This window comes from Afipia sp. GW823-FHT06G09 (genome assembly GCF_058794875.1).
In genome coordinates this window covers 149,585-175,225 of the sequence record NZ_JBXAHF010000003.1, presented here as the reverse complement: position 1 = coordinate 175,225, position 25,641 = coordinate 149,585, and the positions used below count along the sequence as shown (strand labels likewise).

The following is a 25,641-nucleotide window of genomic DNA, read 5'->3' as shown; positions in this document are numbered from 1 at the left end:
TCAGCTTCGCGGAACGGCCGCGCGCTGCAGGCGATCGTTGATGGCTTCGCCGAGACCCTCATTCGGAATCGCCATCACCGCGATGGCGCGGGAGCCGCGCGCGTCGAGTTCGCGAAGATAACTGAAAAGATTCGCGGCAGCTTCCACCAGATCGCCGGCTTCCGACAAATTCATGACGCTGGCCCGCTCAGAGCCGGGGATTGCGCTGGGCCCGAATGCCAGCAGTGCTTCTCCAGCTTCCAGCCGGTGCGCATCGAGCCGGACCGGGGTGCGAGGGGCATAGTGCGAGGCCAGCATGCCCGGCGCCAGCGGAAGGGCTTCGGCAACTCCGTTGTCCTCCGGCATCCGGGCAAGTTTCTCGCCCAGCACGCGCTCGATGTCCTCGCGGGGAAGCCCGCCCGGCCGAAGCAGCAGCGGCGTCTCAAAACAGCCGACAATGGTGGATTCGACGCCGACCAACACCGGTCCACCGTCGATAATGAGATCGATACGGCCGGAAAGATCGCCCAAGACGTGTTCTGCCGTAGTCGGCGAGACATGCCCCGAGATATTGGCTGACGGCGCGACAATAGGCTTGCCGAAAGCCTGTAAAATTTCATGCGCCACCGGATGTGCCGGAACGCGAACGGCAACCGTCTCGAGTCCGGCGGTGGCAAGATCGGACACCGGGCATCCCGGAGCTTTCGGCAGCACCAGCGTCAGCGGTCCCGGCCAGAACGCCTCTGCAAGGCGTAGACTCCTGTTATCGAAACGCGCGATCCGCTTTGCGGCTTGCAGATCGTTGACATGGGCGATGAGCGGATTGAACGACGGGCGTCCCTTCGCCTCGTAAAGCCGGGCCACAGCGCGGGCATTGGTGGCGTCCGCGCCTAGCCCATAGACCGTCTCGGTCGGAAACGCGACAAGTCCGCCGCCTTCGAGGCAGCGTGCAGCGGTATCCGCTGCACCGGCGGCGGGGACAATTGCCGTGTTCAAACCAAGTTTCATCACAAGAGCCGCGCCATCGTGGCGTTTTTTGAGGGATTTGATCCTTATACAGCTTCTTGCGGTTCGCGAGAGCCGACGCTATACCGGCGCCCATGTCGGAGTGTGGCTCAGCCCGGTAGAGCACTGCGTTCGGGACGCAGGGGTCGCAGGTTCAAATCCTGCCACTCCGACCATAACTCCCTGAAAATAAAACATATTTTCCGTGTTTGGGCCGCCAAATTCTCGGGCGGCGACTGACGCTGCTATCAGCGTCCGCCGACCTTGGTCCAATTTTCGCCGCCGCAAATCGCGCCGAGGCAGCCTTCGACACGGAGCGTGTTGGGGCCCATCCAGGCGATCTTGCTGTCATACACCCCGCCGTCGTCGGCGTTGTAGATGCGGCCAGCCCAGCGGCCGGGGCCGGAAGGATTCATTCCGATAAACAACTGGACACCGATCATCGGCCGGGTGGCGAGGGAGGCGTTCGGGTTTTTCGAGTCGGTCTGCGGCCGGCCTGTGGCGGGATCAATTGCCTCGCGCAGCCAGACGACCTTTCCACAGAGGGAGCTTCCACATTGGGAGACCTGAATTCGGGCGTCACCCTTCTCGGTCAGCCAGGTGCCGGTGGGCGATCCTTCGTCGTTTGCCTGCGCTGCGTTCCAGCCGCTCAATAAAAAGACCAGCGCCAAAATCAAATTCAATTTCGAATTCATGACCAACCTGTACTGCTCCGAAGCCCCCGGCGCCCGGACGAACCTATACAGGCCGATCCGTTATTCAAGCCGAGGGACCGGTCTGGTCTGCGTGTTTTTAGCGATTGTCACATCACGGACACCATCCGTGTGATTCCGACAGAGGCGACGCTATGTTTCTGCTTGCGTGTGATCGCTCCGCGGCGGCATGGCATGAGGCGGCTGGGGCGAACTGTCGTCATTGATGCGTCCGGGGCTGCGTAAATCGCGCCTCGGATATTGCTTTCATGACGTTATTCAGGCCCTTATACACAAGGTGATTCAGCCTTTATTGATTGCTGCCAGCCGGCCGAGGGCATGCACGAACTTATTCGCGATATTACCTTTTCGATCCTGTTTGCCTGGGTGCTGGGGCTTGGCGCGCATTTTTTCCGCCAGCCCCTGATTCTTGCCTATCTGGTCGCCGGTTTCGTGATCGGTCCCTACGGCGTGGGCTGGGTCAAATCGCAGGAATCGATCAGCACGATCTCCGAACTCGGCCTGATCTTCATGCTGTTCATGATCGGGCTGGAAATCGACCTGAAGAAGATCATCCGGGCCGGCCGTGTCATCCTGTTCGCTGCCGGCGGACAACTGGTCGGCGCCTGTCTGCTTGGGGCGGCATTCTTCGTCGCCATCGGCATGTCGCTGGGGGGCGGCAAGTTCGACGCGCTTTATCTGACGGTGGCCTGTGCGCTGTCGAGCACCGTCATCATCGTCAAGGTGCTCTATGAGAAACGCGAACTCGATACGCTGCCGGGGCGGATCACGCTCGGCGTCCTGGTCCTACAGGACATTTTTGCGATTCTGTTTCTCGCAGTGCAGCCCAGCCTTGGCGACCTGCAGATCAGCATCGTTCTGATGTCGATCGGCCGGGTCGGATTGCTGGTTGCGACGGCGATGGTTCTCAGCCGGTTCGTCCTGCCGAAGATTTTTCACCAGATCGCGCGCAGCCCGGAACTCGTCATGCTTGGCGCGCTGGCATGGTGTTTTCTGATCGGCGAAGTCGCCGAGCGCCTTCATCTGTCGCGCGAGATGGGATCGCTGGTGGCCGGTGTGTCGCTCTCGACCTTCCCTTACGCGCTCGACGTCACGGCGAAAGTTACCACGCTGCGGGACTTCTTCATCACGCTGTTCTTTGTGGCGCTCGGGATGACGATTCCCATTCCGAATTCATCGACCATCTCGCTGGCGCTGATCATCGCGGTATTCACGGTGGTGAGTCGTATCGTCACGACGTTCCTGCCGCTTTACTTCATGAAGCAGGGACTGCGCGCCAGCTTGCTGCCCGCGCTTAACCTTGCGCAGATCAGCGAATTCTCGCTCGTGGTGATTCAGACCGGAATCGTGGCGGGGCATATCACAGCAGAGACATCCAGCGCGGCGTCGTTCGCATTCGTGATCCTTGCGGTTCTCTCAACCTTTGTGATCATGCGCAGCGACCCGATCACCCGATGGGCCATCGGTGCGCTCAAGCGCATCGGATTTCGCGATCTCGATCAGACCCAGAACGCCGACGGCGAACACGCAGGAGGCCACGGCGCGGCGCGGCGCATTGTCATTCTTGGCTTCTTTCGTGCGGCGAGCGCGCTGGTCAGCGAGATCGAGCGCCAGAACAAGTCTCTGCTCGACCAGATCAGTGTGGTGGACTTCAATCCGAATGTGTTTCGCACGCTGACTGCGCGCGGCATTCACGTCATTTATGGCGACATCAGCAACATCGACACCCTGCTGCATGCCGGGGTCGGCAAGGCCGAGATCATTATTCTCAGCGTGCCGGATTCCCTGCTGAAGGGCGCCAACAACGAGAAGCTGGTCCGCCATGTGCGGTCGATGAATCCGGACGCAAAGATCATCTCGACCGCCGACCTGCTGGCCGATGTGCCGGATATTTATGCCGCCGGTGCGGACTATGTGACCGTGACCCGTATCACCGATGCCGCGGAACTCTACAAGGTGATCGACGCCGCCGATCAAGGCCTCCTCGAAGAGAAGCGCGCCGAGATGGACGGCCTTTTAAGCGAGCGGCGCGAAGTTCTGCCCTGAGGCGCCGTTCGACGGACGCATTCCGCCATGCGGAAGCTTTCCTCGTTTAAAACTGCGAAATTCGCTCCCTGTGTGAGAAATGGGGCCCTTGCCCGGAGTTGGCAGGGACATATCTGTCGTTTCAGGCAGCCAAGGGCCGGTGGATGACGGCTATGTGGACGGGACTGTTGCGCGGGCCCGCGCCCTGCGCCATACGATCTGCACCCTTTTTCGAGAGCAAGAGCGCGTTATGGCCCATCCTATTCCGGAAGTTTTGAAGGCGTTCGCCGCCGGTGAAATCGTCGTGGTGACCGACGACGATGACCGTGAAGGCGAGGGCGACCTGATCGTCGCCGCCACGCTTTGCACGGCGGAGAAGATGGCCTTCATCATCCGCCACACCTCGGGCATCGTCTGCGCCCCGATCACCGCTGACAATGCGCGTCGCCTTCGCCTCGATCCGATGGTCGCGCATAACGACTCCAATCACACGACCGCCTTCACGGTCTCGATCGACTACAAGCCCGGCATGACCACCGGCATTTCGGCCGAAGAACGCACCGTGTGCTGCCGGGCCCTCGCCAATCCCAATGCGGGCGCCAGCGACTTCGCGCGCCCTGGCCACATCTTCCCGCTGATCGCGCGCGATGGCGGTGTCCTGCTGCGCTCCGGTCATACCGAAGCGGCGGTCGATCTTTGCAAGCTGTGCGATCTGCCGCCGGTCGGTGTCATCAGCGAGCTGATGAATGACGACGGCACGGTGATGAAGGGCGAGCAGGTCGTGCAGTTCGCGGCAAAGCACAACCTCAAGCATGTCACCATCGCTGACATGATCTCGTACCGGCAGGCGCGTGAGAAGCTGATCGAGCGGGTCTCGACCTTCACCGTCGACAGCCCGATCGGGCAGTTGGACGGCTATGCCTATCGTTCGCCGTTCGATCCGATCCATCATGTCGCCTTCGTCTACAAGGGCGTTGGCAACGGTCGGAATGTGCTGACGCGCTTTCACAAGCCGAACATCACCAAGGATATATTCTTTGGATCGGGCCGGATTCACGCCGCGCTCGAGCACTTCAAGAAGAACGGCAGCGGCGTGCTGGTCTATCTGCGCGATGGCGCTGCGGGTGTGCCCGTTGCTCCGATTGCCGAAGACAGTTCGGCGGAAGCAGACCGTCATCGGCAATGGCGTGAGGTCGGTGTCGGCGCGCAGATTTTGCGCGATCTCGGCGTGACATCGATCCGGCATCTCACGTCATCGGCTCACGATTACAAAGGCCTCTCCGGCTTCGGCATCGAAATCATCGCCAATGAGCCGTTTGAAGGCTAGATGCGCATCATGCCTGGGAACAGGTTTTGAGCTTGCAACCTGACGCCGACGATTTATCGTGATTTCACAGCAGCAGACTGAAGCTGAAAGGATTTTGTCATGAGTGCCCGCCCGCAGACCAAGGACAAGCCAGCCAAGGCGACATTCCAGTGGGACGATCCGTTCCTGCTCGACGAGCAGTTGACCGAGGACGAGCGGATGATCCGCGACACGGCGCGCGCTTACGCCCAGGACAAGCTGCTGCCGCGCGTCACGCAGGCGTATGCCGAAGAGAAGACCGATCGCGAAATCTTCAACGAGATGGGTGAGCTCGGCCTGATCGGCGTGACGCTGCCGGAAGAGTATGGCTGCGCCAACGCCAGCTACGTCGCCTACGGCTTGATCGCACGCGAGATCGAGCGCGTCGATTCCGGCTATCGGTCGATGAACAGCGTGCAGTCGTCGCTGGTGATGTATCCTATCTATGCTTACGGCGACGAGACCCAACGCAAGAAGTATCTGCCCAAGCTTGCCACCGGCGAGTGGGTCGGCTGCTTCGGCCTCACCGAGCCCGATGCCGGTTCCGATCCCGACGGCATGAAGACCCGCGCCGAGAAGGTGGCGGACGGCTATCGCCTCACCGGTTCGAAGATGTGGATTTCCAACGCGCCGATCGCCGATGTGTTCGTGGTCTGGGCGAAGTCCGCCGCGCATGACAACAAGGTCCGCGGCTTCATTCTCGAGAAGGGCATGAAGGGCCTGTCCGCGCCGAAGGTCGGCGGCAAGCTGTCGCTGCGCGCCTCGATCACCGGTGAGATCGTGATGGACGGCGTCGTGGTTCCGGAAAGCGCGCTGCTGCCGAACGTCTCAGGCCTCGCAGGCCCGTTCGGCTGTCTCAACCGCGCCCGTTACGGCATTTCGTGGGGCGCGATGGGTGCCGCCGAAGATTGCTTCCAGCGTGCGCGGCAGTACACGCTCGACCGCAAGCAGTTCGGCCGGCCGCTGGCGGCGACGCAGCTCGTGCAGAAGAAGCTCGCCGACATGGAAACCGAGATCGCGCTCGGCCTGCAGGGCTCGCTGCGGGTCGGCCGCCTGATGGACGAGGGCAAGATGGCGCCCGAGATGATCTCGATCATGAAGCGCAACAACTGCGGCAAGGCGCTCGACATCGCCCGCGTGGCCCGCGACATGCACGGCGGCAACGGCATTTCGAGCGAATATCACGTGATGCGCCACGCGCAGAACCTCGAGACCGTCAACACCTACGAGGGCACCCACGACATCCACGCCCTCATCCTCGGACGCGCCATCACCGGCATTCAGGCGTTTTCGTAACAACGCCTGATCGCGTGAGGGATGAATTTGAGCGATAACGAAGATATTCCGTTCAACCGGGATTTTCCTCTCGCGCCCGGCGTCGTGGACGAAGTCGTTCCCGGTGTGCGGCGGGTGTTGTGCAACAATCCCAGCCCGTTCACGTTCACCGGAACGGTGAGCTACATCGTCGGCAGGGGCAACGTCGCCATCATCGATCCGGGTCCCGCTGACGAAGCCCACATACAGGCGCTGCTTGATGCGGTGCGCGGCGAGACCGTGACCCATATTTTTCTCACCCACACCCACAAGGACCATTCGCCGGGCACGCCGCGTCTCAAGGCCGCGACGGGTGCGACGGTTTATGCTGAGGGGCCGCATCGCGCCTCGCGTCCGCGTCACGGCAGCGAGCTTGCGCCGACGGAATCCGGCGCGGACTACGGCTTCCGTCCGGACGTGATCCTGAAGGACGGTGAGATCGTCACCGGGGACGGCTGGCAGCTTGAGGCCCTCGCGACGCCGGGACACACCGCCAACCACATGGCTTTCGCATGGACCGAGCGCAAGCTGATGTTCGTGGGTGATCATGTCATGGGCTGGTCGACGTCCATCGTCGCGCCGCCGGACGGATCGATGGTTGATTATATGGCCTCGCTCGAACGGCTGACCCGTCGCGACGAGCAGCTTTATTTTTCCGGGCACGGTCCGGAAATTCCCGACGCCGTGCGGTTCGTGAAATTCCTCATCCGCCACCGCAAGGCGCGTGAAGAGTCGATTTTGTATCGGCTGGCCAAGGGTGAGGCGGATATTCCGACCATCGTGCGCGCGAGCTATATCGGTATCGATCCACGGCTGATGGGTGCGGCGGGCTATTCGGTGCTGGCGCACCTTGAAGATCTGGTCGCGCGCAATGTAGTGGCGACCGACGGCGATCCCACCATCGAGGGCACCTATCGCTTGGTCGCGCCCTTGGCCTGAGGCTTGGCCGGAGTGATCAGCTTCTTGACCGGCTGAGCATTATCCACCGCATCATTGAGTTCCTCTGCGAACTTGGTGATGCGGGCCGCGTTGGAGCCGAGGTCGTGCTCGAAATAGCGCGACGATGAGCGCATATCGACGCGGGCGCTGTCGCCGTCCGGCGTGATGCGGATTGCAACATCCTCGCGGAAACCCATCACCGGCGTGCGCGCGACCGCCTCGATGCGGCCGATCCGCTGGGGCGGCAAGGGTGGACGTTCATCGATCACGAGCCACTTGTGCCGGTTCACCAGACGCAGGGCCATTTCATAGGCCTTCTGCGCCGGCACATCGATGTTGATCGGCTCGACGTCGGGATATGCGGTGCGCTGCTGTTCGGCTGAATAGAGACCCGCGTAGACGGCGGGGTTCGCCCCGTCGCCTGCACGCAGCCGGGCCAATGCCTCGAACCGGGGCGGGTCGATCGGGTCGGTGGTGATGTCGTGAATTGCCGGCAGCGCGCGATACTGGAAAGCGAGATAGGCGGGGTAGGCGAGGATTGCCGCATCGATCAGGAAGGCCAGCAGGATGCGGCTCATGCCGCGTGAACCGTTCTGCCAGATGGCTGCGAAGGCGGCGAGGCCAACCAGAATCGAAAGACCGGCGAAGGCGAGCGCACCGAAGAGCGTTGTCAGCGCCGGCTTGAAGTCGAGCACGCCGAACCTGACGATAACGACCGCAACGATGGAGGCGATCAGCGAAAACACCGCGAGGCGTCGCGACCACGACGCAAGGGCGGAGATCGGCTCCATCTGGTATGCGGCAGCAATTCGGCGGGCCATGCCTTGATTGTCCATTCTGGCGCCGGACTGAACGGGCGCGCCGGTCAACTAGCGCATTTTCAGGGGTAGTGGGAAGCGCGTTTGGGAACCGGTCACGAAAATGCCCGGCGCAAGGCCGGGCATTCTGTTGGGCCGGACCGACGACCTTAAGCCGCTGCGGTCGGGAACGAGTAGTCCTTGAACTGGTCGCGCAGCGCGGTTTTCAGGATCTTGCCGGTGGCGGTATGCGGAATGGCGTCCACGAACTGCACGTCATCCGGCATCCACCACTTGGCGATCTTGCCGTCCATGTATTGCAGGATCTCTTCGCGGTTCGCCTTCTGATCCGGCTTGAGCTGCACGATCAAGAGCGGACGCTCGTCCCACTTCGGATGATGGACGCCGATCACCGCGGCCTCCAGCACCTTCGGATGGCCGACCGCGAGGTTTTCGAGGTCGATCGATGAGATCCATTCACCGCCGGACTTGATGACATCCTTGGAGCGGTCGGTGATCCGCATATAGCCATCGGCGTCGATGGTCGCGACGTCGCCGGTGTCGAAGAAGCCCTTGTCGTCGAGAATATTCGTCTCCACGCGGTAGTACGCCTTCGAGACGGCCGGTCCGCTCACCTTGAGACGGCCGAAAGTCTTGCCGTCCCACGGCAGTTCCTTGCCGGCATCGTCGGTGATCTTCATCTGCACGGCGAACGGCGGATAGCCCTGTGTCTGCAGGATATCGAGCCTCGCTTCGCCGGTGAGATTCGCGAACGGCGGCTTGAGTGCGCCAACCGTGCCGATCGGGCTCATTTCGGTCATGCCCCAGGCGTGCCGGACTTCGCATCCCATATCGACGAATGCCTTGATCATGGAGCGCGGCATCGCCGATCCGCCGCAGATCACGACCTTGAGGTCGGGCAGGGTCTTCTTCTCGGCGGCCATGTATTGCAGCAACATCAGCCACACCGTCGGCACGCCGGCGGTATAGGTGACCTTCTCGGTGGACAACAGCTCATAGACCGACGCACCGTCGAGCTTGGCGCCCGGCATCACCAGCTTGGTGCCCATGGTGGGTGCGGAGAACGCGATGCCCCAGCTGTTGGCGTGGAACAGCGGCACCACCGGCAGCATGGTGTCGCTGGCGCGGGTGCCGAGCGCGTCGGTGTTGTTGGCCATCAGCGCGTGGAGGACATTCGAGCGATGCGAGTACAGCACGCCCTTCGGATCGCCGGTGGTGCCGGAGGTGTAGCACATCGCGGCGGCGGTGTTCTCGTCGAACTCCTTCCACTGGAAATTGCCATCGACCTCGGCGATCCACTCTTCATAGGAGATCACGTTCTTCAGCGTGGTCTGCGGCATGTGAGCCTTGTCGGTGAACACGATGTAGCGTTCAACGGACGGCATCTGGTCGGCGATTTTTTCCAGCAGCGGCACGAACGTGAGATCGGTCATCATGATGCGGTCCTGCGCATGATTGACGATCCAGACGATCTGATCCGGGAACAGCCGCGGATTGACGGTATGGCAAATGGCGCCGATGCCCATGATGCCGTACCATGCTTCGAGATGACGCCAGGTGTTCCATGCGATGGTGGCGACGCGGTCGCCGATCTTGATGCCGTGCTTGTCGAGCTGCTGGCCGACTTTCAGGGCGCGCGCGCGAATTTCAGCATAATTGGTGCGATGAATGGGCCCTTCGACCGATCGCGTCACGACTTCCTGCTTGCCGTGAATCGCCGCTGCGTGGTCGATAATCCGATGACACAACAGGGGCCAATTTTGCATCAATCCAAGCATTCGGTATTCCCTCCTCAAGACGTTCTTTTTGTCGGTGATCTGTGCTCCCCGAAGGGATTGGAATGAACATTAGCGCGGACCATGCGGCCCGCAAATGGCCTTCTGACTGGCATGCCACCGGCGGGTTACTGCCGTTGCTCGTTATTTTGGCGTCGGCGGTGGTCCTTACCTGCGCAGCTTCGCTGGAGGCAAGAGCCAATGTGCCGTTGCCGCGGCCGCGGCCTGCCGATGCGCCCTCCGCGGTTGAGCCGGAGGGAGGCGCGGCCGGTCAGACGATGCCATCGCAAGAGCCCGCGGAGGCCAAGGCGCCTGAACCGTCGGCTTGCAGGAAGGCGCTGACCGAAGATATCGCGATTGCGCCTTCGATTCCGGCCATCAAAGGCCCCGGTGGATGCGGCGGTGAAGATCTTGTGCGCCTTGAGGCGATTGTGGTGTCTCCGACCCAGCGGGTGGCGCTGAAGCCGGCGGCAATCCTGCGCTGTACGATGGCTGCCGCGGTTGCGGACTGGATTCGCACCGACATGGTGCCGTTGGCGGCGAAGCTGGGTACGACCATCAGCGAGCTGGACAACTTCGATTCCTTCGAATGCCGTGGCCGCAACCGTGTCCGGGGCGCGAAGCTCTCGGAGCATGGACTCGCCAACGCGCTGGACGTCAGAGGCGTGACATTCGCAAACGGCGGGAAGCTGTCGCTGACCGATCGCACCGAGTCACGCGACATTCGTGAGAAGGTGCTGGCCTCGGTCTGCACACGTTTTACCACAGTGCTTGGGCCGGGTTCGGACTGGTATCACGAGGACCACATCCATCTCGATCTGGCCCAACGGCGCGGCAACTACAAACTGTGCCAGTGGGGCGTCTATGATCCGCTGCCGGCCATCGCGCCATTGATGCCGGCTGAGCGGCCCGAGGAAGCTCCGCCGCGTCCGACTGCGGAAGAGAAGGCCGCATCTGGAATGCCATCCGAGGCCGCACCGGAGGCCGCTTCAGAGGACGATGACGGCAAGCCGGCGGCGCCTGCGAAGCCGCGTGGCAAGTTGTCCCGGCGGAGCGGCGCTCAATAAAAAAGCGCCGGACTGACCGGCGCTTTTGATCTGGTTAATTCAGGGAGGCTTAGAACGAACCCGCTCCGCCGCCGGCGCCTTGCAGCGCCATCTTCGAATTGTAGGGCGAGTCACCCTGCTTCGGATCGAGCACCACCACCACCGTGCCCTGCTTGGCGCGGCTGTAGAGGTCGATCACGTCCTCGTTGGTCATGCGGATGCAGCCCGACGAAATCGATGCGCCGATATATTCCGGCTGGTTGGTGCCGTGAATGCGGAACAGCGTGTCGCGGTTACCCTGATAGAGATAGAGCGCACGGGCGCCGAGCGGATTGTCCGGGCCGCCGGGCACCGACTGCGGCAAGCCCTCGATGCGCTTGTGGATGTCCGCGGTCGGGGTCCACTTCGGCCATTCCTGCATGTTGCCGACGCGGGCGATGCCGGAGAACGCGAGCGCTTCTTCGCCAACGGTGATGCCGTAGCGGATCGCCTTGCCGCCATCGAGGACGTAATAGAGGTAATGATTGTCGGAATCCACGACGATGGAGCCCGGCGATTCCTTGCGATGATAGTTGACGATCGCACGCCGGAACGGCTCCGCAACCGGCACCTTCTCATATCGCGCCTTGGCCAGAAGCTCCTTGTCGCGAGGCTTCAGGCTCGCCTCCGGAGACTTCTCGTAAGTGGCCGATGTCGCCTGCATGCAGCCGGCGAGCGAAAGACCCGCGAGGAGAACGATAATTTTTGAGCCGAGCGAGGACATTCCGAAGTTCCAAAATGGGCGCGGGGGTGTGTCTTCACACCAAATCTAGCCGGAAGATGCTTCCGATTTCGTTACCCCTTATTTGCGCTGAAACGTGTCGTTTTTCCAGCCGTTCCATACCGGTTTTGCCATGCAGCACGCTACCTGTGGCATTTGCGCCTCAGGCGAAGGGGCAATTAGGCCGCGAGCTGCCCAAAGGCTTGGCAAGGTGTGGATTCCGGCCTCCCGACCCGTCCCGAATGGCCTTTTGGGGAATGTCATTTCCCAGGGGTCCGGCGAATCGATGCTCCCATGAGGCGGGTGTCCGTTAGGAAATCGATCACATCCTCGTTATGCGGTCTGTGAGACCGATAACGAGCCACGGCCGTTCGTGCCATGCCACCGGGAGAATTGCCGGGGGCGAGTTGCGCTGGTCCCGTATGACAGTTGTATGTCTTGTCGCCGGACGCACAGGAATCGGAGAGATTGCGCTTTGAGAGCAGATAGACGACACGTGGTTGCGAAAGAGATTCCGGGAGTCGCCTATGTTGTCGGTCTTCGTTCCTACCTCAACTTCCCTGAAGAAGTTCGACAAGGTTGAGGCCGAAGCGCTGCCGCCGGATGCGATCTGGATCGATCTCAAGACGCCTTCGCCCGGCGAGGACAAGGCGGTCGAGAAGCTGGTCGGAATCGAAATTCCAACCCGTGAAGACATGCAGGAAATCGAGATTTCCAGCCGCCTCTATATCGAAAACAACGCGCGCTACATGACGGCGACCCTGATGTGCGCAACCGATTCAGGCAACCCGCGCACCACGCCGGTGACGTTCATCCTGACCGATCATCGCCTTGTCACGGTGCGGTATGACGAGCCGAAACCCTTCGCGCTGATCGCGGCGAAACTCGCGCGAAACTGCTCGCCGAATATTACTGGCGACGGTGTCCTGCTTGAACTGCTCGACGGCGTGATTGATCGCTGTGCCGATATTCTCGAGCGCGCCGGCGCAGATGTAGATGCGGTTTCGTCGCAGATTTTCGAGCCTTCCGCCGAGCGCGGCCATGCGCGCACCTATTCACAAATTCTGCTGACCATCGGCAAGAAGGGCGATCTCACCTCGAAGGTCCGTGAAAGCCTTGTTTCGATCGGGCGGCTGATTTCCTTCGTCACGGTCGAGACCGATGCCGGGCGCTGGAGCAAGGAACAGAAGGCGCAGTTTAAGACGCTTCAGCGCGACGTGTCATCGCTGACGGACCACGCCTCTTACCTGTCGAACAAGATCACCTTTGTGCTCGATGCCATGCTCGGCGTTGTCAATCTCGAACAGAACAACATCATCAAGCTGTTCTCGGTGATGGCGGTGGTGCTGATGCCGCCGACGCTGATCGCGTCGATCTACGGCATGAACTTCAAGATGATGCCGGAACTGGAGCATCCCTGGGGTTATCCGATGGCGCTGATTGCGATGCTCCTTGCGGCGATCGGGCCGTATCTGTTTTTCAAATGGAAGCGGTGGCTGTAGTTACTTTGCGAGCTTTGCAATCGCAGCCTTGATCGATCGCGCCGCCCTGTCGTAATCGGCCCATGCCTTCGTCCTTGTGAGCAGCGAAGGCACCGTGCGCAGCGTATACTTCATCGGATCGAGATCGCTGCGCACCTGCGCCCATGTCATTGGCATCGAGACCGGCGCACCGTCGCGTGCACGGGGCGACAGCGGCGCCACTGCCGTCGATGTGCGGTCGTTGCGCAGGTAGTCGAGAAAGATCTTTCCCTCGCGCTGCTTCTTCGACATGTTGAGCAGGTAGTGCTCCGGGCTGTCCGCCGCCATTTGCTGGCACACGGCCTGTGCGAAGGCCTTCGCGGTTTTCCAGTCGATCTTGTCCTTCTTCGCGTCCTTGAGCGGGGTGACGACATGCAGTCCCTTGCCGCCGGTGGTCTTGCAGAAGCTTTCCAGACCGAGATCCGTCAGTCGTTCGCGCATTTCGCGAGCTGCATCTACGACAGCAGAAAACGCGACGTCGGGCGAGGGGTCGAGGTCAAAGACAAGCCGTCCGGGAACATCGGGCTCGTTTGGCGCGCAATTCCATGGGTGCAGTTCGAGCCCGCCGATCTGCGCCACCGCGACAAGGCCCTCGACGCGATCGATCTGCACATACGGCTTCTTGTCGCCGCTGACCTTCACCAGATCGAGCAGCTTCGACATGCCGGTCATGGCGTGGCGTTGAAAGAAGGTCTCGCCGCCGATTCCATCGGGCGCGCGAATGATCGAGCAGGGCCGGCCCTTGATATGCGCGATCAGCCAGTCGCCGACCTGCTCCATGTATTGAGCGAGATCGAGTTTGGTGACGGGCTCGCCATCGCCGCCGTCGGGCCACATCGCCTTGTCGGGATTGGAGATCGTTACGCCCATGACGATATTGTCGCCACCGCGCGAGGCGCTGCCGCGTGCCGCAGGAGTCTTGCCGGTCGTCTTCGCGGACAGTGTCGCGACATGAGTCCTGGCGGGCTTGTCTGCGGTTACCTCGTTTGCCGATTTGTCCTTGCGTAATCCCTTGAACGCAGCCTGCCGGACCATGTTGTCCCCGGTCCAGCCGGCGAACTCGATCTCGGCCACCAGCTCCGGTTTCAGCCAATGCATGTCAGATGTCTTCTTTGGCGCGCCTTCGCCGCCGAAGGGACTCTTCGCCGCTGCGTGGGCCTTCAGTTCAGGCATGATCTGCTTGACTGTCGCCTGTCCGTAGCCTGTTCCGACGACGCCGACATAGGCGAGGTGACCGTTTCGCGGTACGCCGACCATCAGCGAGCGGAATTTACCGCCGTTGCTTTTCCAGCCGCCGATCACGACCTCATGTCCGGCGCGGACCTTCGCCTTGGTCCAGCTATCGGAGCGTCCTGAGCGATAGGGTGCTGTGGCTTTCTTCGACACGATGCCCTCGAGCGACAGCGCGCGCGCGGATTCCATGATGGCGTTGCCGTTGGACTCGAAATGCTCGACGTAACGGATGGTTCCTTCATCGCGCTTGCGCTTGCCGTCAAGCAAGAACCGCAGTTGTTTCTTGCGCTCCGACAATGGAAGCGGCCGCAAGTCCGCGCCGTCCGCGAACAGGAGGTCGAACGCGAAAAAGATCAGATTGTCTGTCTTCTCGTCGGACAGCGCAGCCTGTAACGAGGCAAAACTCGGACGGCCTTCGTGATCCAGCGCAACGACCTCGCCGTCGATGATGGCGTCGGGAAGCTTCGCTGCCTGTTTGGCGATCGCCGAGAATTTTCCGGTCCAGTCGAGACCTTTGCGCGTGCTCAGCGTTACGTCGCCGTTCTCGATCCGCATCTGGACCCGGTAGCCGTCAAACTTGATCTCGTGCACCCAGTTGCCGCCGGAGGGAGGATTGTCGACCGAAGCGCACAATTGCGGTTCGATAAAATCAGGGAGCTTTGCAACGGCATTTGCCTTTGCGTTCTTGGCTGCAGGCTTCTGCTTTGTAGCGGGCGTCCTGGTTGGGTTCTTCTTGCTGCGTTCGTCAGCCGCGAGACCTTTGTTCGAATCCCACACAGCATCCGCTCGCCTGGATTTACGTGTCATGAACGGTGTAGGACCCCGGCCCTTGCCGGCCGCGATCTCGGCAATGGTGCGGCTTGATGCGACGGACGTGTCGTCGTCGAGAATGTTGTTTGCCTTGCCTTCGCGGGCGTATTCGTCGCGGTCCTTGATCAGCAGCCAGTTGGTCCGCTTGCCGCCGTTGCGGTCGTGCTTCATCCGCACCAGCACCCATTCGCCGTGGAGCTTGCCGCCTTCCAGCGCAAATTTGAGATCGCCTTTCTTGAAGCCGCGGTCGGGATCGTCCGACAGCCAGTAGCCGCGATCCCAGATCATCACGGTGCCGCCGCCATACTGGCCCTTGGGAATGGTGCCTTCAAAATCGCCGTAGTCGAGCGGATGATCTTCCACTTCGACGGCCAGGCGCTTGTCTTTCGGGTCGAGCGACGGGCCGCGCGTCACCGCCCATGATTTGAAGACGCCGCCGAACTCCAGCCGCAGATCGTAATGCAGCCGCGTCGCGTCGTGCTTCTGAATGACAAAACGTCGCGCCTTGGCCGGCGCCACAGGGGTACGGCCACTCGGCTCGGCCGTCTTGGTGAAATCACGTTTTGTTCGGTAAACCTTAAGTTTCTTTTGGGCCACGGCGAGCATTCCCAACGGTGCAATGAACGCGGAACAATTGTATCATGCGTCATCAGGCGGGAGTTCAGGAACCAAAACCTGCGGCTCCTGTTGGGGTTCCGTCCCGGGTATGCGTTTGAGTTGGAGGTCGCCGATGTTGCCGCGTGCGTACTGGAAGGGTTCGCTGAAGCTGTCGCTGGTCACTTGCCCGGTGGCGCTCTATCCCGCCTCGACCACGGTCGAACGAACCCGCTTTCACATGATCAATACCGAGACAGGAAACCGGCTGAAGCAGCAGATGGTCGATTCCGAGACCGGTGAAGTGGTCGAGAAGGAACAGAAGGGCCGCGGCTACGAAGTCAGCAAGGGCGAGTACGTCCAGATCGAGAAGGAAGAGCTGGAAGCTGTTCAGCTCGAGAGCAACCACACCATCGACATCGACAACTTCGTTCCGCGCGACGAGATCGACCGCAGATATCTGGACAGTCCCTATTACATGGTTCCGGATGGCAATGGCGGCCTCGACGCCTTTGCGGTGATCCGCGATGCGATGAAGGATCAGGATCGCGTGGCGCTCGCGCGCGTCGTTCTGTCAAATCGCGAACGTATCGTGGCGATCGAGCCCCTCGGCAAGGGTCTGCTCGCCACCACGCTGCGATATGCGTACGAAGTGCGAAACGAGGAAGATTTCTTCGCCGACATCAAGACACCGAAAATCTCGAAGGACATGGTCGAACTCGCTTCGCATATTCTTGATAGCAAAGCGGCGAATTTCGACGCCTCAAAGTTCGAGGACGAATACGAAAATGCGCTGAAGGCCTTGGTCAAACAGAAGGCTTCGGGCAAGACCATCAAGACCGCCGAGAAGCCTGCGAAGCCTGACAACGTCATCAGCCTGATGGATGCACTGAAGCAGAGCCTGAAGGGCAAGGCGCCCGCGCAGCGTCCGGCACGCGCGTCGCGTCCGGCGCCACGGGCTACGAAGAAGGCCGGTCGTTCGACCGCGCGTCAGCGCAAGGCGGGCTGAGCTTACGCCGCCTGCGCGGCGAGCAGCTTTTCGCGCAGCGCCTTGATATCGGCGGTCAGCTTCATCACTTCGGGAATCGTGAGGTTGGTAGAGCAGCCGATCGCTTGCGGAATCTCGATTGCCTTCTGCTTCAGCTCTGCGCCCTGAGGCGTGAGTTGAATTCTTACAACCCGTTCGTCGTCCTGATCGCGGGTCCGGTGCACCATGCCTGCGGTTTCAAGACGCTTGAGCAGCGGGGTGAGCGTGCTCGATTCCAGCAGGAGCTTCTCGCCGATCTCGCCGACCGTTCTGCCGTCTTTTTCCCAGAGCACCGCCATCACCAGATACTGCGGATAGGTCAGCCCCAGCGGGTCGAGCAGGGGCTTGTATAGCCGTGTGAAGGCATGCCCTGCCGAATACAGGGCGAAGCAGACGAAATTATCGATCTTCAGCAGATCGTCCGCAGTTGGTCGGGCGGCCATGGCCTGTCCTCAAAGTGTTTCAGCAAGGGATTACATCTATTTAAGGCGTGCGCGATTGAATCGCGCAACGCATTTTTGCAAGGCTGCCATTCAAAATATATGTTGCGCGATTATATCGCACACGATATAAATGACCCTGTTCAGTTCCCCGGCGGGAGGCAGCGCAGAGTTGTTGGTCCGCTTTTCGAGTGAAATCCAAGGAGAAAATACAATGCCTACCAAAGTTCTTTATCGCACCCAGGCCACAGCAACCGGCGGCCGCGATGGCAAAGCCTCGACCACGGACGGCACGTTTCAGGTCAATCTTGCGACCCCGAAGGAACTCGGTGGCGGCGGCGGACCGGGCAACAATCCCGAGCAGCTTTTCGCGGCCGGCTATTCGGCCTGTTTCATCGGCGCGATGAAGGCGGTTTCGGGAACGGTCGGCGTCAAGGTGCCGGCGGACACGACGGTCACGGCTGATGTGGGCATCGGCCCGCGTTCGGAAGGCGGCTTCGGCCTTGATGTCGCGCTGACGGTGTCGCTGCCGGGCGTTGCTCGTGCCGACGCGGAGAAGCTGGTTGCCACCGCGCATCAGGTTTGCCCGTACTCCAACGCAACCCGCAACAATCTCGACGTCAAGATCAACGTCGTCTGATTTTGCGGCGAGACAAACAAAAGAGCGGGGCGTTGACTCCGCTCTTTTTGTTTGACGGCTACACGTGCTGACCGCCGTTGATGTGAATCTCGGCGCCGTTCACGTACGAACTGGTTTCCGTGCACAGCACGTAAATGATCTTCGCCACTTCATCCGGCGTGCCGAGCCGTTGCATCGGGATCTGTTCGTGAACGATCTTGTCGGTGCCCGGCGACAGGATCGACGTGTCGATCTCGCCCGGTGCGATGGCGTTGACGCGCACCCCGACGCGGCCGAAGTCCGACGCCATCTCCCGTGTCAGCGCAGCGAGCGCCGCTTTCGATGTCGCATAGGCTGCGCCCGCGAACGGATGCACGCGCGAGCCTGCGATCGATGTGACGTTCACCACCGATCCCTTCGCGGCTTTCAGCTCTTCAATCAGACCGCGTGCCAGCATCACCGGTGCAAAGAAGTTGACGCGGAACACGTGGCTCCAGACATCGACATCGGTATCGATCGATCCCATCCGCGCGCCGCCTTCATCCTTGGGCGAGATTGCTGCGTTGTTGACCAGCGCATGCAGTACGCCGCCCTCGAGCCGCTCGCGGATTTCATCGATGGCGCGTGCCGTGTCCTTGTGATCGGAAAGGTCGACCTGGATATGATCTTCGGGGCCGGCGTCCCAGGGGCATTGCTCGGGAAACGGATGACGCGAACAGGTGATGACGCGCCAGCCTGCGCTGGAAAAGCGGATCACGGTGGCGTGGCCGATGCCGCGGCTGGCGCCGGTCAGCAGCAAGGTGCGCTTGGGCGCGTTGGAGTCGGCGGGAGTTGAAGTCGGCATGAATGAGGGTCTCGCCTTCGGGCGTTAGCGTTCAGGACATCAGTTACGGATAGAGCCGCGTCTTGCTCCATTCGGCATCGGGTGCCGCGCGGCGGAATTCGATGCGGTCGTGCAGGCGGAAGGGGCGGTCGTGCCAGAATTCGATCGCTTGCGGCGTGATGCGCCATCCGCTCCAGCCGGGGGGGCGGGGGACCTCGCCGATGGCGTACTTCGCGGTATTGATCGCGATGGCTTTCTCGAACGCCATCCGGCTTTCCAGCGGCTGCGACTGTTTGCTGGCCCAGGCACCGATCTGCGCCTGCTTCGGCCGGGTCGCGAAATAGGCATCGGCCTCGGCGTCGGTGACCCGGCTGACGGCGCCGCGGATGCGGACCTGCCGCCGCAGCGATTTCCAGTGGAACAGCAGCGCGGCCTTGGGGGTAGTGGCAAGCTCCCGGCCCTTGGCGCTGTCGATATGGCTGTAAAACACGAAACCGGCGGTATCAAAGCCCTTCAGCAGGACCATCCGGACGTCCGGGAGCCCGTCGCCGTCCACGGTGGCCAGCGCCATGGCATTGGGATCGTTCGGTTCGGACTTCACCGCCTCGGCAAACCACACCGCAAACAGCCCAAAAGGCTCGTCGGCCGCGGTGAAATCACCGGAAATTAACTCACCTGGGGTTTTGATGGTGTTCGGACCGTTCATGTCTGGAGTATCCGGTTGCGTACCCTGGCGCCTCTTCGTGCCAAGCGTGTTATCGAGCGTTCCCTATATAGGGTACGCGAGAGCCGCGGCCTATCGCCGATCGGGCTTGTCACCGCTGCTGTGCTGGTGGCTCTCGGCTGCTCGGCCGGGGGATGCAGCATGGGCCCCTTTGGCAAGGACGCCAAAAAGGACGATGTTTCGGACGTCACCGGCTCGATCGGCCCGATTATCCGCTCTCACGACGACACCAACCTCACCGATGCCGACCTCGCGCTGGCGCGCAACGCCGCGTCCGATGTGCTGACCCGCGGCCAGAAGGACGTCAGCCAGCCTTGGGAAAATCCCGAAACCGGCGCGCGGGGGTCGGTCACGCCGCTGGCCTCGACATATACGTCCGAAGGGCGCACTTGCCGGGACTTCCTTGCCAGCTATGTGCGCGGTGCCAATGAAGGCTGGCTGCAGGGCGAGGCCTGCCAGCAGGGCAAGGGACCCTGGGAAATCCGCAACATGAAGCCCTGGAAGCGCAGCTAGGCCGCTTGATCGTCCGGCCAGAACCGCCACAACGTTTGTAGTTTCGACACCGTTCCGGATGAAACCCGTTGCGGGATTGTCACGAAAACACCACATCAGGGCAAAGGGCCAGTCGGCCCGAACCTGAATTCCTGCAAGGAGACCGAAAGAATGCGCGACCCCTATGAGGTCCTGGGGGTGCAGCGGGGTGCCACTGCTGCGGCGATCAAGAGCGCCTATCGCAAGCTCGCCAAGAAGCACCACCCTGATGCCAACAAGGGCGACCCCAAAGCGGCTGAACGCTTTTCCGAACTCAACATGGCGAACGAAATCCTCGGCGACGAGGACAAACGCAAGCAGTTCGATCGCGGCGAGATCGATGCCGAGGGCAAACCGAAGTTTCAGGGTTTCGAGGGCGGCTTCCCCGGGGGCGGCGGCGGACGCCGCGCGGGGCCGGGCGGCTTCGAATATTCCTTCCGCACTGGCGGACATCCGGGTGGACCCGGCGCCGGCGGTTTCGCCAGCGGCGGCGCGTTTGAGGACATTCTCAAGAGCATGTTCGGCGGTCAGGCCGGCGCTGCCGGGATGGGTGGCGGTCCGCGCGGCGGCGCGAGCACGTTCGAGTACGACACGCCGTTCGCCACCGATCTCGATGTCGCCGTTACGATGACGGTCGCTCTTGAAGAGGCCATCAACGGCGCGACGCGGCGTGTCCGTCTGCCGACCGGCAAGGAACTCAATGTCAAGATTCCGGCAGGTGTCGCCGCCGGTCAGCAGATCCGCCTTAAGGGACAGGGCGAAACCGCGCCCGGTCATCGTCCCGGCGATGTGCTGATCACGGTGAACATCGCGCCGCATCCTTACTTCAAGATTGACGGCAACGATCTGCGTCTCGATCTGCCGGTCACGCTGTACGAAGCCGTCCTCGGCGCGAAGGTGCGCGTGCCGACGCTCGACGGCGCGGTGCAGCTTTCGATTCCGAAGAATACCTCATCGGGCCGGACGTTTCGCCTCAAGGGCAAGGGGATGCCGATCAAGGGTGCATCGGGTGCCGACGGGTTCGGCGATCTGTACGTCACAACCCGGATCGTGCTGCCTGACGCCAACGATGCGGAGCTCGAAGCGCTGATGGAGAAATGGCGCGACCAGCATCCGACGAATCCGCGCAAGGATTTTGAGTGAGGGCGGACGGCGATTGAGTGTGATGTGACAGCGTTTGTCACATCGCATTCCGATTCAATTTTCAAACAGCCACGCGAATTCGTTCTCGCGCATCGCGCGAGTTGAGCGTGTAGTTCTGCTCCCTCAGCGCGCGCGAGGCCTGCCTCGTTCGCGCCCTCAAAACGAGGGGCATGGAGCGCCGCGAGGCGCACCTTGTGTTCGTTTCGCTCCCGGCATCGCGTGCGAGGCGATGGGATTCCGGAAGCGCATCGCCTTGCGGCGCTCCATTGCGGGACTTTGGGCGAGGGGACCGTACTTCCGGGGGCGGACGGGGGAGGTACTCGACCCCTGATCCGGACGGCTTTCGCCGCCTTCGTCCGCTCCGCGTCCAGCCGGCGAACGGCAGAGCCACATAGTTGGCCCGGACGGTGACCCCAGCCTCCCGGATGTGTGTTTGCGAGACACACGCGCAGGCGCCGCATCCTGCTCCGCTTCAAAGCGCCCTCGAGAAGCGCCCCTCACGACCAGGACGCAGCGAACTTAAGCGCGGTACGGAGCGCGGGGATACGTATCCCCATCACGAAATGTTGCAGCCTACATGTGCGCGATACTATCCGTTGTCATTCCGGGGCGCGCGGCGTCGCGCGAACCCGGAATCCACGGACTCCCTGGAGATTTTCGCAATCATGGATTCCGGGCCTGCGCCAAGCGGCGCATCCCGGAATGACGGATGGGGCGATTGCTGCCGGGCCAAGCTTGCTTTCACGGCGCAGCGGAAAAGTTCCGCTGTCCGAACGATATTTTACAACCGGTGGCAATCGAGCGTCGGAATCCCCATATCTTGATGATGAGCAGCAAACCGCAGACCAAGCCGCAAACCCCCGAACAATTGGCCCGCCTTGAGAAGCAGCGTCTGGCCAGGATTGAGGGCGAAATCGCACTCGCCGAGGTCGACAAGCAATATGTCGACGTCCGCAAGAACATGGAGCGCCTGAAAGCGCTTCGGCTGGCGAAGGAAGCCGAAGAGGCTGCCAATCCGCCACCGGTCGAGCCGAAAAAGAAAAGGGCTCCGCCGAAGAAGCTTGCCGTTGTCAGAGCGAGCGAGGCGGAAGCCGTCGGCTGCGAGTAAAGGCGAATCGCGGCCACTGGTTGTACCATCGCATCCATGGGCAATTCTCATGGCCATTCCCGATGGATCGGCGTTATCTGTCTCGGTATCACCGCGTTCGGCTGGGGCCTGAACTGGCCCTTCATGAAACTGCTGTTGCGCGAATTGCCGCCGATGTCCGCGCGCGGTCTCGCAGGTGTGACTGCTTCTCTCATTCTGACCGTTGTCGCCGTGGGCCGCCGTGAACGATTGGGCGTGCCGCGCGCGGCCATACTGCCTCTGCTGTTCGCGACATTTACCAATGTCATCGCGTGGATGGGATTTGGCACCGTCGCGATGAAGTGGGTCACCGTCGGTGAGGGCGCGCTGCTCGCCTACACGATGCCGATCTGGGCGACGCTGTTTGCGTGGCCGCTTCTGGGCATGCGTCCGACCGTGCGCAACATCATCGCTCTGTGTCTCGGCATTGTCGGAATCGTGATCCTGTTCGGAGGAAACGGATTTTCATTCACGCCGGAAAAGCTGGCGGGCGCATCGCTCGCGCTGTCTGCGGCTATCCTCTTTGCGCTCGGCAACATTCTCAATCGCGCGCCGATCCCGGTGCCGCCGGTTGCAATGGTGGCATGGCAGGTCGGGCTTGGCTGTCTGGCGATGCTTGTCTTCGGCCTGTTGTTCGAGAAGCCGGACTTTCCCGCCGTCTCTCTGAAGGGCTGGGCGCTGATGGCCTACATGACGATCATTCCGATGGGCGTCTGCTATCTCACCTGGTTCGAGACCTTGCGCCGCCTGCCGCCCGCCACCGCATCGACCGGAATGTTGCTGGTTCCCATCGTGGGCGTGATCTCCGCCGCGCTGATGGTTGGGGAACCGCTTGGTCTGCGTGAGATTCTTGCGATGGTCTTCACGCTGGGCGGTGTGACACTGGCGTTACAACGGACATGACGCCTGACGGACGTGCGGATTGCGCATAGTCCTGCGGCAATGCCGATGCTGCGCGCGGAACCCCGGCATGCTATCCATCGCAACCAGATTTTACCTCAAAGGAACAAATTGTTACTCGAACTTGGAATCGTCACGGTTCTCATCGTGATCAATGGCCTGCTTGCGATGTCGGAGCTTGCCATCGTCTCATCCCGTCCCGCGCGATTGTCCGGTCTGGTTGAGAAGGGCGTCAGCGGTTCGCGCCGTGCGCTCGCCCTGGCGTCCGACCCCGGAAAATTTCTCTCCACGGTTCAAATCGGAATCACGCTGGTCGGTGTCCTGTCCGGCGCGTTTTCAGGCGCGACGCTCGGCGCGCGTCTCTCGGCATGGCTGGCGAGCATGGGACTGTCGCCGGGCGCAGCGGATGCCGTTGGCGTCGGCGCGGTGGTGACGCTGATTACCTACGCCTCGCTCATTGTCGGCGAACTTGTCCCGAAACAGATCGCGCTGCGCGATCCTGAAGCGGTGGCGGTGAAGGTTGCGCCGGCCATGGTCGTGCTCGCGAAAATTTCGCTGCCGCTGGTGTGGATCCTGGACCGTTCCGGCAAGGCGCTGCTGTGGGTGCTCGGCCAGCGCGGCGAGGCCGAAGAGAAAGTGAGCGAGGAGGAAATCCACACGCTGGTCGTGGAAGCGGAGAATGCAGGCGTGCTGGAGCCGGGCGAGAAGGAAATGATCGCGGGCGTGATGCGCCTCGGCGATCTTCCGGTCGGTGCGGTGATGACGCCGCGTCATGAGGTCACCACCATCAACCTGTCGGAGCCGGACGAGGCGATCCGTCTGGCCTTCAGGACCAGCACGCATTCGCGCCTGCCGGTGTTCGACGGCGAGGAGACGCTCGGTATCCTGCAATCCAAGGACATGCTGGATGCGTATCTTGCGGGCGAGACACCGGACATCCGCAAGCTGATCCGCGAGGCGCCGATCATTCCCGAAACGCTCGATGCGCGGGATGTGGTCGCCATCCTGCGCGATTCACCGGTGCACATGGGTCTGGTGCATGACGAGTACGGCACGTTTCAGGGGGTGGTGACCACCGCAGATATTCTCGAATCGATCGTCGGGAGTTTTCACACCGAGGAAGGACCGGCCGAACCCGCCTTCGTCAAACGCGACGACGGCTCGTATCTGATTTCCGGCTGGATGCCCGCGCTGGAATTCGCGCGGCTGCTCGACATCGCGTTGCCGGCGTCACGGCCCTACCAGACCTGCGCCGGTTATCTGCTGGAGAAATTCGGCGCGATTCCGTCGGTGGGGCAAAGCATCAGCGCCGACGGCTGGCGGTTCGAGATTGTCGATCTCGACGGGCGGCGCATCGACAAGGTGCTGGCCAGCAGGGAGTAGGCTCGTCATTGCGAGCACTCGGATCGGCGCTCTGCGCTGTCCGAGCACAGGCTCCACGAAGCAATCCATCTTTTAAAACAGAAAATGGATTGCTTCGTCGCAAGCGCTCCTCGCAATGACGTGTTCTCCAAAGGCTGATTACAGTCCCGCCTTCTCGTTCTGGTCATAGACCAGCCGCGCGACGCGTTCGAGGCGGTCGCGGTCGGCGCCGCCGCTGACGACGTAACCCACGCCGCGATCGGCCCAGAACAGCGCACCGGTGCCGTCATGGGTGGCGTAGCGCATCTGCGTCGCCTCGGTTTCCGCGCGCGCGGCGAAGATCGTGAAGCGTTCGCCTGACGCCGTCTCGTACATCAGGAACGATGCGGGGCCGGTGGGGCCGGGCAGCAGCCGTCCGCCGACGAGCTTCAGCCCGGTGGCGTCGAGCTCGGGCGCGCGGACTTCCCAGCCGCAGCGCTTGCTCAGCCACTGCTGCAGATGCGCCTTGTCGCTGCCCGCCACTTCGACAGGATGGCGCACCTCGACCACATAGAGCTTGTGCGCGCCGAGTGCATCGCCGGTGAAGCTGGCGAACATCGAGGGCGTTGCATTCGCGCCGCGCGCGGCCCAGCCGATGCCGCCGCCGACCGCGAACGCCAGCAGCGACGCGGCGATCGCGCCCATCATCCAGCGGCGCGGCGTCCGTGACAGCAGATCGACAGAGAGACGCGGTGGCACCGGCTCGTCCGCGACGGAGTCGTACTTCGCATGCAGCGCGTCGCTCATCGTGCGCCATGACGTCACCCGTTCGGCGTCGTCGGGATGTGCCGCGAGCCAGGCTTCGACCGCCGCGCGGCGCTCCACGGGGAGTTCGTTGTCCACGTAGGCGTGGAGTTCGTCCTCGGTCACCGGAATGTTGTGGTCGGTCATCAGCGTTGTCTCTCAAATTCGAAATCTTGCGGCAGCAGCGGCATCACGTTCGTGCAAAAAGTGGGGTGAAGGCTACGCATGGTACAAAGTCTGCCTCCACCCCGCGCGCCAATCGCATGGCGTTCAGCGCGCCACCCTCT

At 61.9% G+C, this 25,641-nt stretch carries 23 protein-coding genes and 1 tRNA gene; 14 read left to right on the top strand and 10 right to left on the bottom strand.

Annotated elements, in window-relative coordinates:
* Positions 1 to 987, bottom strand: coding sequence for an L-threonylcarbamoyladenylate synthase (locus AC1Q67_RS13245; protein ID WP_492235865.1), 987 nt, complete (start codon positions 985 to 987; stop codon positions 1 to 3).
* Between the two features lie 96 nt (positions 988 to 1,083).
* Between AC1Q67_RS13245 and AC1Q67_RS13240 the strand changes: the two genes are divergently transcribed.
* Positions 1,084 to 1,160, top strand: a tRNA-Pro gene (locus tag AC1Q67_RS13240).
* Between the two features lie 72 nt (positions 1,161 to 1,232).
* Here AC1Q67_RS13240 and AC1Q67_RS13235 read toward each other — a convergent pair.
* The gene (locus tag AC1Q67_RS13235) at positions 1,233 to 1,679 is read right to left on the bottom strand and encodes a DUF2147 domain-containing protein (protein WP_024576092.1); all 447 of its coding nucleotides are present in this window, start codon (positions 1,677 to 1,679) and stop codon (positions 1,233 to 1,235) included.
* 336 nt (positions 1,680 to 2,015) lie between these two features.
* Here AC1Q67_RS13235 and AC1Q67_RS13230 point away from each other — a divergent pair, with 336 nt between their 5' ends.
* The 4 genes from AC1Q67_RS13230 to AC1Q67_RS13215 all read left to right on the top strand — a co-directional run bounded on the left by AC1Q67_RS13230 (position 2,016) and on the right by AC1Q67_RS13215 (position 7,320).
* A complete protein-coding gene (locus AC1Q67_RS13230) occupies positions 2,016 to 3,743 on the top strand; it encodes a cation:proton antiporter (protein ID WP_492235864.1) in 1,728 nt (575 codons plus the stop codon).
* Positions 3,744 to 3,972: 229 nt separating this feature from the next.
* Positions 3,973 to 5,049 (top strand): 3,4-dihydroxy-2-butanone-4-phosphate synthase, encoded by a 1,077-nt coding sequence (ribB, locus tag AC1Q67_RS13225; RefSeq protein WP_492235863.1) that lies wholly within the window; start codon positions 3,973 to 3,975, stop codon positions 5,047 to 5,049.
* A gap of 99 nt (positions 5,050 to 5,148) precedes the next feature.
* Positions 5,149 to 6,363, top strand: a complete 1,215-nt coding sequence (locus AC1Q67_RS13220) for an acyl-CoA dehydrogenase (RefSeq protein WP_492235862.1) — start codon at positions 5,149 to 5,151, stop codon at positions 6,361 to 6,363.
* A 27-nt stretch (positions 6,364 to 6,390) separates the two neighbouring features.
* Positions 6,391 to 7,320, top strand: coding sequence for an MBL fold metallo-hydrolase (locus tag AC1Q67_RS13215; protein WP_492235861.1), 930 nt, complete (start codon positions 6,391 to 6,393; stop codon positions 7,318 to 7,320).
* Here AC1Q67_RS13215 and AC1Q67_RS13210 read toward each other — a convergent pair.
* The gene (locus tag AC1Q67_RS13210; protein WP_024576097.1) at positions 7,293 to 8,141 is read right to left on the bottom strand and encodes a DUF1499 domain-containing protein; all 849 of its coding nucleotides are present in this window, start codon (positions 8,139 to 8,141) and stop codon (positions 7,293 to 7,295) included. The two genes, AC1Q67_RS13215 and AC1Q67_RS13210, sit on opposite strands and share 28 nt — an antisense overlap.
* A 146-nt stretch (positions 8,142 to 8,287) precedes the next feature.
* The gene (locus AC1Q67_RS13205) at positions 8,288 to 9,916 is read right to left on the bottom strand and encodes a fatty-acid--CoA ligase (RefSeq protein ID WP_024576098.1); all 1,629 of its coding nucleotides are present in this window, start codon (positions 9,914 to 9,916) and stop codon (positions 8,288 to 8,290) included.
* Between the two features lie 62 nt (positions 9,917 to 9,978).
* On the opposite strand from AC1Q67_RS13205, the gene AC1Q67_RS13200 reads away from it, so the two are divergent.
* Entirely contained in the window at positions 9,979 to 10,980 is a 1,002-nt protein-coding gene (locus tag AC1Q67_RS13200) for an extensin family protein (protein ID WP_492235860.1), read from the top strand.
* Positions 10,981 to 11,029: 49 nt separating this feature from the next.
* Here the strand turns inward: AC1Q67_RS13200 and AC1Q67_RS13195 are convergent, their stop codons facing one another.
* Complete coding sequence (locus tag AC1Q67_RS13195) at positions 11,030 to 11,722, bottom strand: L,D-transpeptidase (protein WP_024576100.1); 693 nt, start codon at positions 11,720 to 11,722, stop codon at positions 11,030 to 11,032.
* 524 nt (positions 11,723 to 12,246) lie between these two features.
* Between AC1Q67_RS13195 and AC1Q67_RS13190 the strand changes: the two genes are divergently transcribed.
* Positions 12,247 to 13,221: a magnesium transporter CorA family protein gene (locus AC1Q67_RS13190; RefSeq protein ID WP_492235859.1), complete on the top strand. Its 975-nt coding sequence runs from the start codon at positions 12,247 to 12,249 to the stop codon at positions 13,219 to 13,221.
* Here the strand turns inward: AC1Q67_RS13190 and ligD are convergent, their stop codons facing one another.
* On the bottom strand, positions 13,222 to 15,879 hold the full coding sequence (gene ligD, locus AC1Q67_RS13185; RefSeq protein WP_492235858.1) for a DNA ligase D: 2,658 nt from the start codon (positions 15,877 to 15,879) through the stop codon (positions 13,222 to 13,224).
* Between the two features lie 133 nt (positions 15,880 to 16,012).
* On the opposite strand from ligD, the gene ku reads away from it, so the two are divergent.
* Positions 16,013 to 16,885, top strand: coding sequence for a non-homologous end joining protein Ku (gene ku / locus AC1Q67_RS13180; RefSeq protein WP_492235857.1), 873 nt, complete (start codon positions 16,013 to 16,015; stop codon positions 16,883 to 16,885).
* Positions 16,886 to 16,887: 2 nt separating this feature from the next.
* On the opposite strand, the gene AC1Q67_RS13175 is transcribed toward ku, so the two are convergent.
* On the bottom strand, positions 16,888 to 17,346 hold the full coding sequence (locus AC1Q67_RS13175; RefSeq protein WP_492235856.1) for a MarR family winged helix-turn-helix transcriptional regulator: 459 nt from the start codon (positions 17,344 to 17,346) through the stop codon (positions 16,888 to 16,890).
* Between the two features lie 211 nt (positions 17,347 to 17,557).
* On the opposite strand from AC1Q67_RS13175, the gene AC1Q67_RS13170 reads away from it, so the two are divergent.
* Positions 17,558 to 17,983, top strand: coding sequence for an organic hydroperoxide resistance protein (locus AC1Q67_RS13170; RefSeq protein WP_492235855.1), 426 nt, complete (start codon positions 17,558 to 17,560; stop codon positions 17,981 to 17,983).
* A gap of 58 nt (positions 17,984 to 18,041) precedes the next feature.
* Here the strand turns inward: AC1Q67_RS13170 and AC1Q67_RS13165 are convergent, their stop codons facing one another.
* Together AC1Q67_RS13165 and pdxH are read right to left on the bottom strand one after the other, a co-directional pair.
* The gene (locus AC1Q67_RS13165) at positions 18,042 to 18,806 is read right to left on the bottom strand and encodes an SDR family NAD(P)-dependent oxidoreductase (RefSeq protein ID WP_492235854.1); all 765 of its coding nucleotides are present in this window, start codon (positions 18,804 to 18,806) and stop codon (positions 18,042 to 18,044) included.
* A gap of 43 nt (positions 18,807 to 18,849) precedes the next feature.
* A complete protein-coding gene (gene pdxH / locus AC1Q67_RS13160) occupies positions 18,850 to 19,491 on the bottom strand; it encodes a pyridoxamine 5'-phosphate oxidase (protein WP_024576107.1) in 642 nt (213 codons plus the stop codon).
* 15 nt (positions 19,492 to 19,506) lie between these two features.
* Between pdxH and AC1Q67_RS13155 the strand changes: the two genes are divergently transcribed.
* The 5 genes from AC1Q67_RS13155 (at position 19,507) to AC1Q67_RS13135 (ending at position 24,592) form a co-directional block, all read left to right on the top strand.
* The gene (locus tag AC1Q67_RS13155; protein ID WP_492235853.1) at positions 19,507 to 20,022 is read left to right on the top strand and encodes an RT0821/Lpp0805 family surface protein; all 516 of its coding nucleotides are present in this window, start codon (positions 19,507 to 19,509) and stop codon (positions 20,020 to 20,022) included.
* Between the two features lie 150 nt (positions 20,023 to 20,172).
* Positions 20,173 to 21,183, top strand: coding sequence for a DnaJ C-terminal domain-containing protein (locus AC1Q67_RS13150; RefSeq protein ID WP_492235852.1), 1,011 nt, complete (start codon positions 20,173 to 20,175; stop codon positions 21,181 to 21,183).
* A gap of 823 nt (positions 21,184 to 22,006) precedes the next feature.
* Positions 22,007 to 22,291: a hypothetical protein gene (locus AC1Q67_RS13145; protein WP_492235851.1), complete on the top strand. Its 285-nt coding sequence runs from the start codon at positions 22,007 to 22,009 to the stop codon at positions 22,289 to 22,291.
* A 36-nt stretch (positions 22,292 to 22,327) separates the two neighbouring features.
* Positions 22,328 to 23,212: a DMT family transporter gene (locus AC1Q67_RS13140; protein ID WP_492235850.1), complete on the top strand. Its 885-nt coding sequence runs from the start codon at positions 22,328 to 22,330 to the stop codon at positions 23,210 to 23,212.
* A 108-nt stretch (positions 23,213 to 23,320) separates the two neighbouring features.
* Positions 23,321 to 24,592 carry a hemolysin family protein gene (locus AC1Q67_RS13135; protein ID WP_492235849.1) on the top strand — a complete coding sequence of 424 codons (1,272 nt, stop codon included), beginning with the start codon at positions 23,321 to 23,323 and terminating at the stop codon, positions 24,590 to 24,592.
* Between the two features lie 138 nt (positions 24,593 to 24,730).
* Here AC1Q67_RS13135 and AC1Q67_RS13130 read toward each other — a convergent pair whose 3' ends face one another.
* Positions 24,731 to 25,504 carry an anti-sigma factor family protein gene (locus tag AC1Q67_RS13130; RefSeq protein WP_492236453.1) on the bottom strand — a complete coding sequence of 258 codons (774 nt, stop codon included), beginning with the start codon at positions 25,502 to 25,504 and terminating at the stop codon, positions 24,731 to 24,733.
* Positions 25,505 to 25,641: the final 137 nt, after the last annotated feature.

Bases quoted from the DNA above. Each gene is read 5' to 3' on its own strand.
- AC1Q67_RS13245 (WP_492235865.1), bottom strand. From the start codon at position 987: ATGAAACTTGGTTTGAACACGGCAATTGTCCCCGCCGCCGGTGCAGCG.
- AC1Q67_RS13235 (WP_024576092.1), bottom strand. From the start codon at position 1,679: ATGAATTCGAAATTGAATTTGATTTTGGCGCTGGTCTTTTTATTGAGC.
- AC1Q67_RS13230 (WP_492235864.1), top strand. From the start codon at position 2,016: ATGCACGAACTTATTCGCGATATTACCTTTTCGATCCTGTTTGCCTGG.
- ribB (WP_492235863.1), top strand. From the start codon at position 3,973: ATGGCCCATCCTATTCCGGAAGTTTTGAAGGCGTTCGCCGCCGGTGAA.
- AC1Q67_RS13220 (WP_492235862.1), top strand. From the start codon at position 5,149: ATGAGTGCCCGCCCGCAGACCAAGGACAAGCCAGCCAAGGCGACATTC.
- AC1Q67_RS13210 (WP_024576097.1), bottom strand. From the start codon at position 8,141: ATGGCCCGCCGAATTGCTGCCGCATACCAGATGGAGCCGATCTCCGCC.
- AC1Q67_RS13205 (WP_024576098.1), bottom strand. From the start codon at position 9,916: ATGCTTGGATTGATGCAAAATTGGCCCCTGTTGTGTCATCGGATTATC.
- AC1Q67_RS13200 (WP_492235860.1), top strand. From the start codon at position 9,979: ATGAACATTAGCGCGGACCATGCGGCCCGCAAATGGCCTTCTGACTGG.
- AC1Q67_RS13195 (WP_024576100.1), bottom strand. From the start codon at position 11,722: ATGTCCTCGCTCGGCTCAAAAATTATCGTTCTCCTCGCGGGTCTTTCG.
- AC1Q67_RS13190 (WP_492235859.1), top strand. From the start codon at position 12,247: ATGTTGTCGGTCTTCGTTCCTACCTCAACTTCCCTGAAGAAGTTCGAC.
- ku (WP_492235857.1), top strand. From the start codon at position 16,013: ATGTTGCCGCGTGCGTACTGGAAGGGTTCGCTGAAGCTGTCGCTGGTC.
- AC1Q67_RS13175 (WP_492235856.1), bottom strand. From the start codon at position 17,346: ATGGCCGCCCGACCAACTGCGGACGATCTGCTGAAGATCGATAATTTC.
- AC1Q67_RS13170 (WP_492235855.1), top strand. From the start codon at position 17,558: ATGCCTACCAAAGTTCTTTATCGCACCCAGGCCACAGCAACCGGCGGC.
- AC1Q67_RS13165 (WP_492235854.1), bottom strand. From the start codon at position 18,806: ATGCCGACTTCAACTCCCGCCGACTCCAACGCGCCCAAGCGCACCTTG.
- pdxH (WP_024576107.1), bottom strand. From the start codon at position 19,491: ATGAACGGTCCGAACACCATCAAAACCCCAGGTGAGTTAATTTCCGGT.
- AC1Q67_RS13150 (WP_492235852.1), top strand. From the start codon at position 20,173: ATGCGCGACCCCTATGAGGTCCTGGGGGTGCAGCGGGGTGCCACTGCT.
- AC1Q67_RS13145 (WP_492235851.1), top strand. From the start codon at position 22,007: ATGATGAGCAGCAAACCGCAGACCAAGCCGCAAACCCCCGAACAATTG.
- AC1Q67_RS13140 (WP_492235850.1), top strand. From the start codon at position 22,328: ATGGGCAATTCTCATGGCCATTCCCGATGGATCGGCGTTATCTGTCTC.